This is a genomic window from Halosimplex yunnanense (genome assembly GCF_054504345.1).
Genome location: NZ_JBTJEL010000030.1, coordinates 178,726 through 194,329 on the forward strand (window position 1 = coordinate 178,726; position 15,604 = coordinate 194,329).

Here is a 15,604-nt window from a genome sequence, read left to right on the forward strand (position 1 = left end):
CGATGGCGTGCTCGGACTCCGTATCGGGCCGGTCCTTCCCCTTCGTTCGGGATAGAACCCCTCTCTCCCGCCGTTTAGGACTGCCTAAAGTTCGAAACGGTCTTAAGTGATTAGGCTAGCCTAAACACCATGGACGACGACAATCACGAGCGGTCCCGACGGAAGTTCCTGACGCTGGGTGCTGGAATCGTCGCGGGCGGTGCAGTGGCCGGCTGTAGCGACGACGCCGCTTCGGGCGACACCGACACGCCCGCCGACACGGCGACGGACGAACCGACATCGACCCCGACAGCGACTGACACGACTACCCAGTCGTCGACCGCGACGGACACGGGCGCCGAGACGCCGTACTCCGTCTCGATCGAACCGATGGGCAGCGTCGAGTTCGAGTCCGTCCCCGAGACGTGGGTGGCGAACAACGGCTCGTGGGCAGACATGGGGATCGCGCTCGGACAGGAGCCGCCGAAGGGCGTCTGGCTGACGAGTCGCTATCACACCCAGTATTACGACGAGATCCCGGGCGTCAGCGTCGACAAGAGCGACATGGTCTCGCTCTCCAAGAGCGGGACCGTCGGCAAGGAGCAGTTCTTCGAGTTCGACGCCGACGTACACGTCATCGACCCGAACTTCCTGATGAACCGGTACAAGGGCTGGGAACAGGGGGACATCGACGAGATCAGCGAACAGGTCGGTCCCTTCTTCGGCAACAGCATCTTCTCGACCGGGTACCCGTGGCACCGGGACTACCGCTACTACTCGATGATGGAGGCCTTCGAGAAGCTCGCACAGGTCTTCCAGCAACAGGACCGCTACGAGGCCTTCGAGGCCGTCCACGAGGAGTTCCAGACCAACCTCGCCCCGGTCGTCCCCGGCCGGAGCGAGCGCCCCGAGGCGGCGGTCATCTGGGGCGGCGGCGACCAGCCGAAGAAGTTCTACCCGTACACGATCGGTTCGGGGACGAGCTTCAAGCACCTTCGGGACCTGAAAGTGCGGGATGCGCTCGCCAACTCCGACGTCAAGGACTTCCACAGCGAGCGCGCGGCCATCGACTTCGAGACGCTGCTGGAGGTCGACCCGCCGGTCATCCTGCTCCGCGGTCAGGAAGCGAAGTCCCGTTCGGAGTTCCAGGACACCGTCGTCTCGTTCCTCGAAGACCACGACACCGCGAGCGCATTGACCGCCGTCCAGAACGGCGACATCTACCGCGCGGGGAGCCTCTACCAGGGCCCGATCACGAACCTCGTGGTCACCGAGCGCCTCGCGGACGAGCTGTACGGCGTCGACCAGTCCCTGTTCGACCGCGAGCGCGTCGGCAGCATCGTGAACGGGGACCTGTAGATGGCTCCCACCGCCGATCCGAGCCGATACGACGCCGTCGTCGTCGGCTGCGGACCGGCGGGAGCCGCTGCCGGCGTCTTCCTCGCCCGGTACGGCCTCGATATCGCCGTCTTCGATCGCGGATCGGCCTCGCTCGACCGCTGTGCGTTCCTGGGGAACTACCCCGGGTTCCCGGCCGGCATCGACATCGAGACGTTCCAGACCCTGCTCCGCGAGCACGCGCGTGAAGCGGGCTGTACGTACGTCGCGGACCTCGTGGAGTCGGTCAGGCGAGCGGACGATGTCGAAGGAGACGCCGGAGATGCGGACCGCGTCCCGCCGAGCGAGACGGACGACGCCCGCTTCGTCGTCGAGACGCAGGACGGCCGACAGGTGCTCACCGATCGCGTCGTCGCCGCGACGCGGTACGACGGGGAGTATCTCCGTCCGCTCGGCGGCGACGAGATGTTCGTGACCCACGAGCACGGCGGCGAGGAACACGAGCACTTCGACCGTGACTACGCCGACACCGACGGCCGGACGGACGTCGAGGGGCTATACGTCGCCTCGCCGTCCGGTCAGCGCGACGTGCAGGCGGTCGTCGCCGCCGGTCGCGGGGCTCACATCGCCCGGTCGCTCATCGAGGACCGCAAGATGGAACGGGGATACCCCCGCGAACTCGCGCGTCACTACGACTGGCTCCGCCCCGACAGCGAGTTCGAGGGCGAGTGGAGCGACCGCGAGCGCTGGGAGGCGTCGTTCGACGAGCGCTTCCCCGAGGACCACGACATCGACGACGAGCGACTCGCCGAGTTGCGCGAGGAGTACGTCGACCACGCCTTCGGGACTCACCGAAGCCCGGAGGAAGTCGCCGAACTGACCGAACAGGCCCATCGCCGCCTGCTCGACCACCTCGACGACGACCTCGTGCTCGAACGCGCCGCCGAGATAGAGGCCGAACGCGGCGGTTCTAACGGGTAGTCCCCGACCGCCCGACCGTTCTCGAACCGGAATTACTAAGTCTTTGTTTAGGTAAACCTAAAACGATCGAATGGTGGAGGATGTCGCGTCGAACGCTGGGGAGGAGGTCGGCGGGAGCGCTCGCCTGGCCTGGATCGACAAGCAGCTGGTATCGCTGTGTATCGCGAGTCTCGCGATAACGATCGCCGCCGGGCTCGTCCAGGTGAGCTTCGGCTCGTACTCCATGTCCGTCGCGGAAGCGTGGAAGTCAGTCGTCGACACGGCGGTCCTGTTCGACCCGCGCTGGCTGCTGAACTTCTTCATCGGCGAGGAGCTAATGCGGACCGTCCTCGGGTTCCAGGGCGAACTCCCAGACCTTCCGCAGACGACGCTCATCGTCTGGAACATCCGCCTGCCGCGGGTGTTCGTCGCGATGCTCGTCGGGATGAATCTCGCGGTCTCGGGGGCGATCTTTCAGGCGGTCACCCGGAACGAACTCGCGAGCCCGTTCATCCTCGGGGTCTCCTCGGGGGCGGGCCTGCTGATCCTCCTGACGCTCGTCGTCTTTCCGGCGCTCAGCGCGGTACTCCCGATAATCGCGGCGCTGGGCGGGACGGGCGCGTTCGTGCTCGTCTACGCCATCGCGTGGAAGGGCGGCACGTCGCCGGTACGGCTCGTCCTCGCGGGGGTTATCGTCGGCACCGTCTTCCAGAGCATGCAGACCGGCCTCTTCTTCTTCGCGGACGACATCGGCGTCGTCCAGTCGGCCATCGCGTGGACGACCGGGTCGCTCACGGGAACCGACTGGGAAGAGGTCCGCACCGCGCTCCCGTGGACGATCATCGCGATGTTCCTCGCCCTCGTCGGTTCCCGCCAGCTGAACGTCCTCCTGCTCGGTGAGCGGACCGCGTCGTCGCTCGGCATGAACGTCGAGCGGATGCGGTTCGCCCTCTCCGTCGTGGGCGTGCTGGCCGCGGCTGCGAGCATCGCCGTCGCCGGCATCGTCGGCTTCGTCGGCCTCATCGTCCCGCACATGGTCCGTAACGTCGTCGGGAGCGACTACAAGCGACTGGTCGTCGGCTGCCTGTTCGCGGGCCCGGCGCTGCTGGTCGCCGCCGACGTGGGCGCGCGGCTCGCCATCCCCGTCGTCACGGGCGGGAGCGGACAGATGCCGGTCGGTATCGTCACCGGGCTGATCGGCGGCCCGTACTTCCTCTACCTGATGCGCAAACAGGAGCAACTCGGAGAGATATGAGCAAGAGCGACACCACCCCGGCGGAGCACCGTCCCGACGAACAGCTACACAGCGAGTGCGACGAGGCGCCCGACGCCCAGACCAGCCTCTCCAGCCCGGCGGTCGCCGTCGCCGACGAGAACGAGGGGACGCCGTTCTCCGCGGAAGACCTGGTCGTCGGGTACCCGACCTCCGAGGAGCCGGTCGTCGACGGCGAGTCGTTCGTCGCCGCCCCCGGCAAGGTCACCGCGCTCGTCGGCCCGAACGGCAGCGGGAAGAGCACCCTCCTGAAGGGGATGGCCGACCAGCTCGCCCCTGACGCGGGGTCGGTCCGCATCGACGGCGACGAAGTCGAGTCGATGGACTCGAAGGATCTGGCGCGTCGACTCGGCCTGCTCTCCCAGGAGAACGTCTCGCCCGAGAGCATCACCGTCGAGGATCTGGTCTCCCACGGCCGCTATCCCCACCGGGGCTTTTTCGACCGGCTCTCCGCAGAAGACCGGGAGGCCATCGACCGCGCTATCGACCTCGCCGGCGTCGACCACATGCGCGAGCGCCAGGTGGGCAGCCTCAGCGGCGGGCAGAAACAGCTCGTCTGGATCGCTATGATCCTCGCCCAGGAGACGGACGTGCTCCTGCTCGACGAGCCGACGACGTTCCTCGACATGCACCACCAGCTCGAGGTGATGGAGATCATCGAGACGCTGCGGTCGGAGAGCGAGAAGACCGTCGTCGTCGTCCTCCACGACCTCCAGCAGGCCGCTCGGATCGCGGACCACATGCTCGCGCTCAAGGACGGCGCCATCCAGGCCCGCGGTACTCCCGAGGAAGTCGTCACCGAGGAGATGCTCGCCGACGTGTTCGGCATCGAGGCCAGCGTCACGCAGACCGACATGGGCCCGCAGGTCACGCCGCTGCGTCCCCTCCACGACGACGCCGGCACCGACCTGCACCTCTGAGCCGGTTTCTCGCTCCTGCGCATCCGAGCCGCTCCTTTCTGTCGACGTCCGATTCCCTACCGGCCGATCCACGTCTGACGCTGTCAAGGCAATGCCGGTTTATCGAATCCCGGTCGCGACGATGAACGGGTCGACGAGGAACGCCGCCGACTGGACCGCTCGGTGTTCTTTCGATCAGATCACGTCGCGCTCGGCTTCGATCCGCTCGACGTAGCACTCCGTCACTCGCTTGAGGATGGTCTCGCCGGCCTCCGCGGTCGCTTCGGTCGGGTCACCGAGGACCCCGTTGTCGGTGATCGCCCGGAACCCTTCGCTCAGCAATCGTGCGGTCGAAATCTCCCCCTCATGGCCGGGTTCGAGTTCGTCGGTCCGGACCAGTCCGTCGTCGATCGCCAGCACGATCGCGGTCTCGGCCGCACCGGCGTGGATGACGTCCTGGTCGTAGTCGACGCCCGCTTCGTCGAGCCCCTCGTTCAACAGTCGCATGTGCTCGTCGAGATCCGCGAGCGCGATCACGTTCGCGTCGATCTCGCGACCGACATCCGGCGCGACCGTGGTGACCGGGCCGAAGTTCCCGCCGTGGGTGGGCACGAGAACCACGTGCTCGAAGCCGTGTTCGTCCAGCGAACGACAGTACGAGCGGATCACCTCCATCAGCGTCTCGGGCGGGACGGTGATCGTTCCGGGGAACTCCATGTGGTGACCGGAGCAACCCGGGCGGATCGGGGGCGCGGCGAGTGCGTCCCCGAGCTCCTCGGCGATCCGCCGGGCGAGTTCCGTGCCGTCGAGCGTGTCCATGTTCAGCGGGAGGTGCGGTCCGTGTTGCTCGATGGACCCGACCGGAACGATCGCCGTGTCGGTCCCGCGGTCGAGCGCCGATTCTACCCCCGTCCACGATAGCTCCGCGAGGCGTACCGAGTCACAAGAAGACATTCGGCCGCGGCTACAGGCGTCCAGCGCGAAGTCCTTGTGGCTGATTGAGGCTTGTTACCACACACGATCCGGTGCGTCTAGCATTGCTGCGTCCAAATCGCTTTCTCGTCGTCCTCGATCGCCGTGGAATGGTTGATTCCGTCTCTCTGTCCCACGATTTCGGGTCTGGGTCGGTCGTCGGATCTCGGGCAGCGTCTGACGCTGTCAATGGCATAACGATATATTGAATCCGCGTGACTCGGTCCGGGTGGGCCTGCGAATGGGCGTTAACGAGCGGCCGCCTGCGAGAGGTCACGTCGAACCACAACCCCTACTTGCGCGCCCGGCGAGCGAGCAGGTATGCAACTGGGCGTCATCGGACTCGGACGGATGGGGCAGATCGTCGTCGACCGCTCGCTGGAGGCAGGTCACGACGTGGTGGCCTTCGACCTCGACGAAGAAGCGGTCGCGACGGCCGCTGACGCGGGCGCGACGCCGGCCGAGTCCGTCGTCGACCTCGCCGAGCGCCTCGGCGAGGACAAGCGTATCTGGCTGATGGTCCCCGCCGGAGAAGCCGTCGACGCGGCCCTCGACGACCTCGAACCGCACCTCGACGGCGACGACGTCGTCGTCGACGGCGGGAACTCCTACTTCGAGGACTCGGTCCGCCGCGCGGAGTCGACGCCCGCCGCGTACCTCGACTGCGGCACCTCGGGCGGCCCGGCCAGCGCCGAAGAAGGCTTCTCGCTGATGGTCGGCGGCCCAGAGTGGGCCTACGAGGAACTCGTCCCGGTGTTCGACGCGGTCGCGACCGGGCCGGCCGGTCACGACCGCATGGGCGCCGCGGGCTCCGGTCACTACGTCAAGATGGTCCACAACGGCGTCGAGTACGCGCTGATGCAGACCTACGGCGAGGGGTTCGAGCTGCTCGCGAACGGCCGCTACGACCTGGACCTCGAATCGGTCGCGCGCACGTGGAACAACGGTGCGGTCATCCGCTCGTGGCTGCTGGAGCTGTGCGAGGAGGCGTTCCGCGAGGAGGGCAACCACCTCGGGACCGTCGCCGACCGCGTCGAGGGCGGCTCGACCGGGACGTGGACCGTCCAGGAAGCGCTCGAACAGGAGGTTCCGGTACCGCTCATCTATCAGGCGCTGGCCGAGCGGTTCGACTCGCGCTCCTCGGGCGGGGACGGTCCCGGGCGGTTCTCGCGGCGGCTGGCCAACCGTCTCCGGTACGGGTTCGGTCGCCACGACGTGCCGCGCAGAGACGAGTGAGTTTTCTCGGCGACTGAACACGTTCGGCGCCGTTCCCGGTCGCTGTCCGGGAATGAAGCGTCACCTAATTATACGGGCGCTCCAAATCCGGACACATGGACACCCTAACGAGTGTCGTACTCGGGGCCGGGTTGACGCTCATCGTCGTCGCGATCCACTACGCGCGAGGGACCGGCTGGGAGCCGCCGGCGGACATCTCCCAGGAGGTCCTCGAACGGCGAGCGGCGGCGGTGCCCGAGACCGACTTCCCCGAACCCATGAACCGTTCCATCGGCGGCGGCGCCGCGGGCGCCATCCCCGCCGGCGAGGGCGGTGCCGAGCTCGAAGAGGGCGAGGAAGGCGGCGAGGAAGACGAAGGCTTCGACCCCGACGCCATCTCGGACGACGAGGTCGAATACTACGAGATCGAGTTCGCCAAGGAAGGCGAGACCATCGAGATCGCCAACAACGAGAACATCCTCGACGTGGGCGAAGAGGAGGGCTGGGACCTCCCCTACGCCTGTCGACAGGGCCAGTGCGTCTCCTGCGCCGGACAGATCCAGGACGGCCCGGCCGGCGACTACATCCGCCACAGCCAGAACGAGTCGCTGTTTGAGGACGACATGGAAGACGGCTACTGCCTGACCTGCGTCGCGTACCCGACCGACGACTTCACGATCGAGACGGGCGAGCAGCCCTGACCGTCGGCGCGACCGTTTTCGTCGCGTCTCACAACCGTTAAGGCCCGCACTGCGGTACGGTGGTACGAGGGCCCGTAGCTCAGTGGACAGAGTGCTTGGTTCCGGACCAAGTTGTCCGGGGTTCAAATCCCCGCGGGCTCGCTTCTCCGATTTCGCTCGACGCGGAGTTCCATCTCCGGCTCCTTCCGAAACTCGGCCGGGTCACTCGATGTCAATGTGCGCTCGAAACCGCTCGTCGCGCGAGGAACGCCCAACTACCACCGCGTACTCGCCCGGATCGACCGTCCAGCCGTCACGTCGGTCGAACCGGGCGAGCGCACGGCGGGGGATCGACATCGAGACGCGCCGGCGCTCGCCGCCGTCGAGCTCGACCGCGGCGAAACCGCCGAGTTCGCGGTTCGGCCGAGCGACCGGTGCGGCGGGCGGCTCGACGTACGCCTGAACGACCTCCCTGCCGGGCCGGTCGGCGCGATTCTCGACGGTGACGGCCACGTCGAGTCCGGATCCGTCTCCGGTGGCATCGCTCGCCTCCGCCCGCTCGACGGTCAGGTCCTCGTAAGCGAATTCGGCGTACGAACGGCCGTGGCCGAAGGGGAACAGCGGTTCGACGTCGTCGCGGTCGAACCCGCGGTAACCGACGAAGACGCCCTCGTCGTAGTGAGCGTGCTCGTGGACGCCGGGGTAGCGGCGCTCGTCGCCCGCGACCGGGTAGTCCACGAAGCGGTGCCCGAACGTCACCGGGAGGCGGCCGCCGGGGTCGTCCCCGTAGAGCACGTCCGCGAGCGCCGCGCCGTCGGCCTGTCCGGGGTACCACGTCTGGAGGACGGCCGCGACGTCGTCGACCCACGGCATCTCGACGGGACCGCTCGTCCGACAGACGACGGCCGTTCGCGGGTTCGCCTCGGCCACGGCGGCGACGAGGCGATCCTGCTCGCCGGGCAGGCGCATCGAGTCGCGGTCCTCGCTCTCCGTCGCGCCGTCCTGCACCACGACGACGGCGGCGTCCGCCGCGGCGGCCGCGTCGGCCGCGGCCTCGAAGTCCGGCTTCGGCCCGAGTCGCCGGAACAGTCCCGACCCCGACAGGTCGTACATCGACGGGCTCGAAATTCGCCTGACGCCGCGTTCGAAGACCGCCTGCGGTGCTCGGTCGCGGAGTCCGGCGAGTGGACTCACGGTCCGGGTGGGCGTCACCTCCGAGCTACCGCCGCCGCCGACTTTCGCTTCGTCGGCGTTCGGGCCGACGACCGCCACCGATTCGTCGCCGCCGAGCGGCAGGACGCCGTCGTTTTCGAGGATCACCGTTCCGCTTCGAGCGATCGAGCGGGCGAGGTCGTGATTGGCCGCCCAGTCGACGGTGGGCGAATCGAGCCGGCCGCCTCCGTCGAGCATCCCGAGTCGCCCGTAGAGTCCGAGTACGTTCCGGACCATCCGGTCGAGGGTGGAACGGGGGACAGCGCCGTCGACGACGGCCCGCCGAAGTCGCTCGCCGAAGAAGTCGTAAGGGTACGGCTCGGGCTGGCCGTCGTCGGCCGCAAGGAGGTCGAACGCGTGCCACGACAGCGGCGGGTCGATGCCGAGGCGGTCCGAGAGGCGCAGTCGGAGCATCGCGCGGAGCGCTCGACTGTGCGGGGCCAGCCGCTCGATGGGCGAGGCGCCCGGCATCTCCAGATCGAGACCGGCCTCCGCAGACGCGACCGCGTCGTGAGTCCCCCACCAGTCGGACATGACCGCGCCCTCGAAGCCCCACTCGTCGCGGAGGACGCCCTCCAGCAGGTCCCGGTGTTCGCTCATGTACGGTCCGTTGACTCGGTTGTAGGCGGCCATCACCGCGGACGCGCCGGCGTCGACCGCCGCGCGGAACCCCGGCAGATAGATCTCACGGAGGGTGCGCTCGTCGACGACGACGTCGATCTTGTCCCGGCGGTGCTCCTGGTTGTTCGCGACGAAGTGCTTGGCCGTCGCGGCGACGCCCGCGCGTTCGACTCCCTCGACGTGGGCCGCGCCGATCGCGGCGGTGAGTCGGGGGTCCTCGCTCAGGTACTCGAAGTTCCGGCCGCAGGTCGGCACGCGGACGAGGTTCAGCCCGGGCGCGAGGACGACGTCGTGACCGCGCGCGCGGGTCTCGGCCGCCAGCGCACGCCCGGCTCGGCGTGCGAGCTCGGGGTCCCAGGACGCCCCGAGCGCCAGCGGTGCCGGGAACGCCGTCGCCTCGCGGTCTCGGACGCCGAGCGGTCCGTCGACGACCCGCAGCGGCGGGATATCCAGCCGCTCGATGCCCGGGAGGTAGCCGGTGGCGTGGCCAGTCGGGTCTGACTGCCCGCGGACCAGCGTGAGCTTCTCGTCGAGCGTCAGTTCGGCGAGGAGCGCGTCGACTCGGCCGGCGTCGGTCATCTGCCCGCAGTGACGAGCGGCGGCCGGATATCGGTTATGCCGGGAACGTGACGGCCGTCATCCCTCCTTCTCGACGCGGAACCACTCGCCCTCCCAGGAGATGGGATACTCGACGATCCCTTTGATGGCCGCGAGACTGAAAAACGGGAGCGCGAACGGCATGAGCAGCCACGTCAGGCCGACGCCGTCGACGACGCCGATGTGGGCGTCGAGCAGGCGTGCACCGAGGCAGATACCCCACAGGGTGCCCACGGTCGCCGCGAGCACGGCCGACGCGCCGATGGCCGCGAGGACGGCCAGTTGCGGGATCAGCGACAGGATGACGAAGTTCCCGAGGATCGCGCCGGCGCAGAAGACCAGCGACGCGGCGCTCCGGGGTTTGGAGAACGGGTGAAGGCGACCGAGTCGACGGTGGAACACCTGTGCGTAGCCGGTCATCCAGCGCTTGCGCTGGCCCCACCAGTCGCCGAGGGCGTGGGCGCCCTCGATCTCCGAGGGATAGGCGAACGACGACTGAACGGAGACGCCGTCCTCGTAGCACCGGAAGGCGAAGTCGAAGTCCTCGGTGAGCATCCGGGGGTCGTAGCCGCCGACGCGGTCGTAGGCTCCCCGGCGCATCGCGAGGGCGTTGCTCGCCACCATGTCGAAGTCCGTGAGGTACGAGACGAGCCGGTGGCTGAGATACCCCAGGACGACCGACTCGTAGTACGTGATGCTCTCGAGCAGGCCGTCCGGGCGGGGGAAGGTCCGGCCCTGTACGACCTCGTGGTCGTCGAGGCCGGCGACTGCGGCCGGGAGGAAGGTCGGATGGACGCGCTCGTCGGCGTCGAACACGCCGAGATAGGGAGCGTCGGTCCGCTCGACGGCGTATGTGACGGCGGCGGCCTTCGACCCGGGGTCGCGGTCGTTGACGAGACAGGTGACCCGGCCGCGTTCGGCCAGCGAGCGGGCACGGGCGATCGTCGCGTCGTCTCCCGGTTCGCAGACCACGTAGACGTGCACGTCCTCGTAGTCGGCGTCGAGCAGGCTCTCGACGCTCCGGTGGAGCGCGCCTGCGTCCCCGTACGAGGGGACGATTGCGGCGATCCGTGGCCCGGTCGTCGGATACGGTCCGCGCCCGTGCTCGCGGAGCACTTCGGTGAAGAAGATGCCGCCGGAGACGAGCAGCGTCGCGGTGAAACTCAGCGCCGCGATCGCCGCGTTCGGGACCGCGACGTCGCCGAGGCCGACGAACAGCGGGAGCGTAACGGTGATCCGGCCCTGGACGAACCCGAGGGTGACGACGGCGAGCGTCGCGAGAGCGAAACAGCCGCTTGCTGTCCATCGGCGGAGCGTTCGCATACGGAGCGGGGACGTCGGGGAGTCGATGGCGGTCCACTGTGCGGTCGCGGGGAAGCGGGATTGCCTCGGCTGTCGGCGTCCGTCCACGTCGATACACTCGGTCGTCTGGTAAGTGTTACGCCAGTGAGAGACGGGGGAATTGACGTTGCTCCGCGAACCGGGCCGGCTCGGCCCGGAATTTACTCCGAGTCCGCCTCGTCGGCCTCCCAGCCTTCGGTGAAGATGGACTCCCCGTCGACGCCCGCGGATTCGAGCAGGTCCTGCGTCTCGACGACCATCTCTGGAACGCCGCAGAGGTAGCAGTCCGCGTCCTCGAGGTCGACGCCGAGAATCTCGAGCAGGTGATCCTGGACGTGGCCAGTCCGTCCCTCCCACTCGTCGTCGGGGTCCGAGAGGACGTAGTCGACCGAGAGACTCTCGTGCTCGGCGTTGAGTTGGTCGAGGCTCTCGCGGAAGATGAGGTGTTCCTCGTCGCGCTCGCCGAACACGAAGTGGGCGTCGCCGACGCCGACGCGAGCGTACTGCTTGAGCATGGGGTACAGCGGCGTGATCCCGGTGCCGGTCGCGACGAAGACGGCGTCGCGGTCGAAGCGGCGGACGGAGAGGTTGCCGTCGACGGGGTCGATCTCGATCTCGTCGCCCGGCGTCCGCTCGTGCATGTAGACGGAGCCGTTGCCGTCGTCGTAGCGCTTGATCGCGAGCACGAGCTGGTTGGTTCCGGGGAGGTTCGCCGCGGTGTATGGCCGGGTTTCGTCCTCGCCGTCGAGTTCGAAGTGGACCGCGGTGTGCTGGCCGGGTTCGTACCTGAACTCGTGGTCGTCGGCGACCAGCCGGAACTGCTTCACGTTGGGCGTCATCCGATGGACGTCTGCGACCGTGACGGACAGCGTCATCGGTGCTTCGTAGGGGTTCGTGACGGAAAGACGTGCTGTCGCCCGTCGACTCAGTCGTTGATCAGCGACTCCGTGCGTCCGGTCAGCTCCGCGGGGTCGAGTCGGAAGAAGTCGAACGCCACCATCCGCAACGGCTCCTCGAAGACGTCGACCAGCGGGATGTCGACCCGTTCCATCTCGGCGAGCACGTCCGTGCCCACGCCCTGCTCGTCGGTGTCTTCGAGTCGGCCGCGGGCGACGACGCTACGCCAGCGGTCGTCCTCGCTCCCGGCCCCGTAGACGACGAACGTGACCGGTCTGTCGGCCAGCTCTAGGGGGTCGTCCTCGTGACCGATCGAGATACGGAAGTAGAACACGCTGTCGCTCGAGTCGTAGCCGTACGACACCGGGACGGCGTCGGGCGGTTCGTCACCCAGCGTCGACAGCGCGAGCACCCCGGTCCCGCCGCTCCCGAGGAACTCGTCGACCTCCCCCTCGTCCATCTCGATGTGGCTGGCGTCAGTCATGCCTGACGATACGTCCGTCGGCATAATAAGCGCGCGCCCGGATGTCGCGGCCTCCCGACGAATCAGTCGTTTTGGCCTCTCTGGGGCTGATTTTCCCAGTCTGACTCAGCGAGCGCGATCCGGATTCCACGAAGACCGCCGAACGGTCGCCGCTCGCCGGGCCTGACTCTGGGACCGGTTGGGCTACCGATCCCGAATTTAATATAGCGCTATGAAGTGTATGAACGGCTATCGGCAGGTCGGGCCGGAATCGAGTATAAAGCCCCAGTCCAGCGATTCGACGGCAGGACCCGACGAATTCCGGCCTCTCGGGTCGAGAGTAGGTCAGACTGAATCGGCGATAGCGGGATCGAGCGGTGGCTGCGCCGATCGCCACCAGCGGCCGTCAGCGTCGGCTGTCCAGCCAGCGTATGCCGGTCGGCCGCTTTTCAGGCTCTCCGGAGTACGCCAACGGAACGAGTTCCGCGACCGTGTCGTCGACCGCGAGACCCGGACCGCGCCCGACGACCGCGAGACCTGGCCCACCACGCGCGGACGGTCTCCGCCGTCGTCGCGGATGCGTCGCCTGACGGGCAGATCGAGGGGTTGCGGGACAGGTTCCCGTCGACGAGGGCTGGGGCGGCCGCTTCGAGTCGGTCGGCGGGTCGCAGGCGACCGGCGATGGATCGGCTGAGAGATCGCGGACGGCGGTAGCGGCATTTGCCATCCGTCTGGCCTTCGTGTTCAGCGGGAAGGGATAAGTGGGCGACGTTCGAAGCGGGTGACATGTGGCGCTCCTCGAAACGGGGGCAGAGCCAGGTGACGTGTATCGCCTGCGGCGAGGATGTCCCCCGGTCCGACGCACGGGAGTACGACAAGTTCGGCGACCGCTGGGACCGGCAGGGAAAGGACTTCGAGTACCTCTGCAAGCCTTGCGACCGCAACCGCTGCCACCAGCCTCGCGGTGACCTCGAAGCCATCCTCGAAGACGTCGAGTCCAGTACAGTCGAAACGGGACAGGAAGCGTTTCTCGCAGCCTATCTCGAACACGCCGAGCGGCGCGACTCCGTCGGCGACTGACAGCGTCTTCCGTCGTTCGCCGCCCGCTGACCGCCGCTGGTGCCCAGAGCACAGAAAGACTATCAGTACCACCGTCAAAGGCCCGGGCATGAGTGACCAGGACGCCCAGGCCCAGGCAGGCACCGTCGAGGGGCAGGGCCCCGTCGAAATCGACGAGGAGATGGCCCGCCACCTGGCGAACAAACGCGAGCAGCTGTTCGAGAAGTTCGAGATCCGCGACGAGTTCCCCGACGAGGTGATGCAGGAAGCCAAGGCGCGGACCGAGGACGTCCAGCAGGAGATCGCCGACGAGGTCGACGAGCGCCGCGATCTGCGGGATATGACGACGTGGACGACCGACCCGATCGACGCGCAGGACTTCGACGACGCTATCTCCGTCGAGAAGCGCGACGACGAGTACGTCCTCTGGGTCCACATCGCCGACGTGACCCACTACGTCACGCCCGGGACCGCGATGTGGGAAGAGGCCGTCGAGCGGGCGAACACCGTCTATCTCCCCGCGTACACGATGCACATGCTGCCGCCGATCCTCGCCGAGACGGTCTGCTCGCTGGTCCCCAACGAGGACCGGCTGGCCCACACCGTCGAGATGCACCTCGACCCCGAGACGCTCTCCTACGAGGAGATAGACATCTACAAGTCGGTCATCGAGTCGGACGCGCGGCTCACCTACTCCGAGTGCGAGGAGATCCTCGACGACCCCGAGAGCGCCGACGACCTGCTCGAAGACACCGACGTGGACCTGGCCGAGAAGACCGAACTCGTCTGGGAGCTGGCCGACCGGATGCACCAGCAGCGCAAGGAAGACGGCTCGCTCGTCCTCAACCCCGCCCGCGACCGCGCCCACACGATCATCGAGGAGTGCATGCTCAAGGCCAACAAGGCCGTCACGCACGAACTGATGTGGGACCGCGGCGTCGAGGCGATGTACCGCGTCCACCCCCAGCCCTCTCCCGAGGAGTGGGACGAGGCGCTGCGGGAGATCCAGGACCTGGAGGGCGTCTCGATCCCCGGTGACAAGTGGGAGGACCCCCGGAAGGCGGTCAACGCGACGCTCGAACAGGCGCCCGGGCGCCAGCTCTCGAAGATCCAGCGCGCCGTGATGTTCGTGATGCCCCGCGCGAAGTACATGAGCGACCCCTTCGGCGGCCACCACGCGCTGAACTTCGAGATCTACGGCCACTTCACCTCGCCGATCCGCCGGCTGTCGGATCTCATCAACCACTGGATCGTCGCCACCAACGACGTCCCCGAAGACCTCGCCGCGCTCTGTCAGCACGCCTCAGACAAGCAGAAGGACGCCGAGCAGTGCGAACGCGAGTACAAGCAGTTCCTGCAGGAGGTCGGCCTCGACCCCCACGCCGTCAACAACCGCGGTCTCGAAGTGATCGACGACGACGATTGACCGCGGCGGCGACTGATTCGCTCTTTCCCCGCCGGCTCGACCGGATCGATTCCACTGCTGTTCCGTCTGCGTCGACCGACCTGACTGCCCTCACGCCGATCTGCCCCATTTTGAGCAGTGCGTCCCACGCTACGACGGTCCTGTCTCGAGTATGGTTTCGCTTACCGATGTTCTCCCTCGAAGCACCGCGCTTCGAGGCACTCCGTCCGCCCTCTAATTCTCGTAATTCAGCAAAATAATATGAGAATAATCGATAGCTGGTTACTGGGAGTTCGAAGTGTGTTCGGAGAACTAAACTGGCATAAAATTTTAGTGGTGCTCAGTTGTACGATCAACCGAGAGGTGACGAACAGATGGCAACCAGCGACAGGACTCGCACTGCGCGGGAGCACAGCACTGCCGATCGACGACTCTCCCGGTACGACCTCCTGTTACTGGTGATCCCCGCGGCGTTCCTGCTGGCGTTCGCGGGATCGATCGTCACGTCGCTTCCAACGTCCGCGTTCGTGGCGGCCGCGTCGCTCGTCGGCGCACTCGCCGTCGCCGACGGCCTGTTCGTGAACCCGCCCGAACCGGGACGCGGCCGATAACCGACCGTTTCCACGCGGTAGCGCCTAGATAACACCTGAAAGACACGTTTTCCCGTCGTTTCGTCGATCCCCGGTAAGTCGC

Annotated in this window: 14 protein-coding genes and 1 tRNA gene; 10 read left to right on the plus strand and 5 right to left on the minus strand. The window is 67.4% G+C overall.

The window, feature by feature from the left end:
* Window positions 1–129: 129 nt before the first annotated feature.
* The 4 genes from AB2U09_RS05295 to AB2U09_RS05310 all read left to right on the plus strand — a co-directional run bounded on the left by AB2U09_RS05295 (window position 130) and on the right by AB2U09_RS05310 (window position 4,470).
* The gene (locus AB2U09_RS05295) at window positions 130–1,338 is read left to right on the plus strand and encodes an ABC transporter substrate-binding protein (RefSeq protein ID WP_459191650.1); all 1,209 of its coding nucleotides are present in this window, start codon (window positions 130–132) and stop codon (window positions 1,336–1,338) included.
* Window positions 1,339–2,298, plus strand: a complete 960-nt coding sequence (locus AB2U09_RS05300; RefSeq protein WP_459191651.1) for an FAD-dependent oxidoreductase — start codon at window positions 1,339–1,341, stop codon at window positions 2,296–2,298.
* Between the two features lie 70 nt (window positions 2,299–2,368).
* Window positions 2,369–3,532, plus strand: coding sequence for a FecCD family ABC transporter permease (locus AB2U09_RS05305; RefSeq protein WP_459191652.1), 1,164 nt, complete (start codon window positions 2,369–2,371; stop codon window positions 3,530–3,532).
* Window positions 3,529–4,470 carry an ABC transporter ATP-binding protein gene (locus tag AB2U09_RS05310; RefSeq protein ID WP_459191653.1) on the plus strand — a complete coding sequence of 314 codons (942 nt, stop codon included), beginning with the start codon at window positions 3,529–3,531 and terminating at the stop codon, window positions 4,468–4,470. Before AB2U09_RS05305 ends, AB2U09_RS05310 begins: the two co-directional genes overlap by 4 nt.
* Window positions 4,471–4,644: 174 nt before the next feature.
* Here the strand turns inward: AB2U09_RS05310 and AB2U09_RS05315 are convergent, their stop codons facing one another.
* Window positions 4,645–5,403: a creatininase family protein gene (locus AB2U09_RS05315; RefSeq protein WP_459191654.1), complete on the minus strand. Its 759-nt coding sequence runs from the start codon at window positions 5,401–5,403 to the stop codon at window positions 4,645–4,647.
* Between the two features lie 339 nt (window positions 5,404–5,742).
* Between AB2U09_RS05315 and AB2U09_RS05320 the strand changes: the two genes are divergently transcribed.
* The 3 genes from AB2U09_RS05320 (at window position 5,743) to AB2U09_RS05330 (ending at window position 7,478) form a co-directional block, all read left to right on the plus strand.
* Window positions 5,743–6,657, plus strand: a complete 915-nt coding sequence (locus AB2U09_RS05320) for an NADP-dependent phosphogluconate dehydrogenase (RefSeq protein WP_459191655.1) — start codon at window positions 5,743–5,745, stop codon at window positions 6,655–6,657.
* Window positions 6,658–6,752: 95 nt separating this feature from the next.
* Window positions 6,753–7,337: a 2Fe-2S iron-sulfur cluster-binding protein gene (locus tag AB2U09_RS05325; protein ID WP_459191656.1), complete on the plus strand. Its 585-nt coding sequence runs from the start codon at window positions 6,753–6,755 to the stop codon at window positions 7,335–7,337.
* 68 nt (window positions 7,338–7,405) lie between these two features.
* A tRNA-Arg gene (locus AB2U09_RS05330) sits at window positions 7,406–7,478 on the plus strand.
* 60 nt (window positions 7,479–7,538) lie between these two features.
* On the opposite strand, the gene AB2U09_RS05335 is transcribed toward AB2U09_RS05330, so the two are convergent.
* The 4 genes from AB2U09_RS05335 to AB2U09_RS05350 all read right to left on the minus strand — a co-directional run bounded on the left by AB2U09_RS05335 (window position 7,539) and on the right by AB2U09_RS05350 (window position 12,468).
* Entirely contained in the window at window positions 7,539–9,728 is a 2,190-nt protein-coding gene (locus AB2U09_RS05335) for a beta-glucosidase (RefSeq protein WP_459191657.1), read from the minus strand.
* 57 nt (window positions 9,729–9,785) lie between these two features.
* A complete protein-coding gene (locus tag AB2U09_RS05340; RefSeq protein ID WP_459191658.1) occupies window positions 9,786–11,069 on the minus strand; it encodes a glycosyltransferase family 2 protein in 1,284 nt (427 codons plus the stop codon).
* A gap of 179 nt (window positions 11,070–11,248) precedes the next feature.
* The gene (locus AB2U09_RS05345; RefSeq protein ID WP_459191659.1) at window positions 11,249–11,962 is read right to left on the minus strand and encodes a ferredoxin--NADP reductase; all 714 of its coding nucleotides are present in this window, start codon (window positions 11,960–11,962) and stop codon (window positions 11,249–11,251) included.
* A 50-nt stretch (window positions 11,963–12,012) separates the two neighbouring features.
* Entirely contained in the window at window positions 12,013–12,468 is a 456-nt protein-coding gene (locus AB2U09_RS05350; protein ID WP_459191660.1) for a pyridoxamine 5'-phosphate oxidase family protein, read from the minus strand.
* Window positions 12,469–13,233: 765 nt separating this feature from the next.
* On the opposite strand from AB2U09_RS05350, the gene AB2U09_RS05355 reads away from it, so the two are divergent.
* The 3 genes from AB2U09_RS05355 (at window position 13,234) to AB2U09_RS05365 (ending at window position 15,522) form a co-directional block, all read left to right on the plus strand.
* Complete coding sequence (locus AB2U09_RS05355; RefSeq protein ID WP_459191661.1) at window positions 13,234–13,527, plus strand: DUF7562 family protein; 294 nt, start codon at window positions 13,234–13,236, stop codon at window positions 13,525–13,527.
* Window positions 13,528–13,615: 88 nt separating this feature from the next.
* The gene (locus AB2U09_RS05360) at window positions 13,616–14,932 is read left to right on the plus strand and encodes an RNB domain-containing ribonuclease (protein ID WP_459191662.1); all 1,317 of its coding nucleotides are present in this window, start codon (window positions 13,616–13,618) and stop codon (window positions 14,930–14,932) included.
* 353 nt (window positions 14,933–15,285) lie between these two features.
* Window positions 15,286–15,522 (plus strand): DUF8015 family protein, encoded by a 237-nt coding sequence (locus tag AB2U09_RS05365; protein ID WP_459191663.1) that lies wholly within the window; start codon window positions 15,286–15,288, stop codon window positions 15,520–15,522.
* Window positions 15,523–15,604 lie beyond the last annotated feature (82 nt).

Bases quoted from the DNA above. Each gene is read 5' to 3' on its own strand.
- AB2U09_RS05295 (WP_459191650.1), top strand. From the start codon at position 130: ATGGACGACGACAATCACGAGCGGTCCCGACGGAAGTTCCTGACGCTG.
- AB2U09_RS05300 (WP_459191651.1), top strand. From the start codon at position 1,339: ATGGCTCCCACCGCCGATCCGAGCCGATACGACGCCGTCGTCGTCGGC.
- AB2U09_RS05305 (WP_459191652.1), top strand. From the start codon at position 2,369: ATGGTGGAGGATGTCGCGTCGAACGCTGGGGAGGAGGTCGGCGGGAGC.
- AB2U09_RS05310 (WP_459191653.1), top strand. From the start codon at position 3,529: ATGAGCAAGAGCGACACCACCCCGGCGGAGCACCGTCCCGACGAACAG.
- AB2U09_RS05315 (WP_459191654.1), bottom strand. From the start codon at position 5,403: ATGTCTTCTTGTGACTCGGTACGCCTCGCGGAGCTATCGTGGACGGGG.
- AB2U09_RS05320 (WP_459191655.1), top strand. From the start codon at position 5,743: ATGCAACTGGGCGTCATCGGACTCGGACGGATGGGGCAGATCGTCGTC.
- AB2U09_RS05325 (WP_459191656.1), top strand. From the start codon at position 6,753: ATGGACACCCTAACGAGTGTCGTACTCGGGGCCGGGTTGACGCTCATC.
- AB2U09_RS05335 (WP_459191657.1), bottom strand. From the start codon at position 9,728: ATGACCGACGCCGGCCGAGTCGACGCGCTCCTCGCCGAACTGACGCTC.
- AB2U09_RS05340 (WP_459191658.1), bottom strand. From the start codon at position 11,069: ATGCGAACGCTCCGCCGATGGACAGCAAGCGGCTGTTTCGCTCTCGCG.
- AB2U09_RS05345 (WP_459191659.1), bottom strand. From the start codon at position 11,962: ATGACGCTGTCCGTCACGGTCGCAGACGTCCATCGGATGACGCCCAAC.
- AB2U09_RS05350 (WP_459191660.1), bottom strand. From the start codon at position 12,468: ATGACTGACGCCAGCCACATCGAGATGGACGAGGGGGAGGTCGACGAG.
- AB2U09_RS05355 (WP_459191661.1), top strand. From the start codon at position 13,234: ATGTGGCGCTCCTCGAAACGGGGGCAGAGCCAGGTGACGTGTATCGCC.
- AB2U09_RS05360 (WP_459191662.1), top strand. From the start codon at position 13,616: ATGAGTGACCAGGACGCCCAGGCCCAGGCAGGCACCGTCGAGGGGCAG.
- AB2U09_RS05365 (WP_459191663.1), top strand. From the start codon at position 15,286: ATGGCAACCAGCGACAGGACTCGCACTGCGCGGGAGCACAGCACTGCC.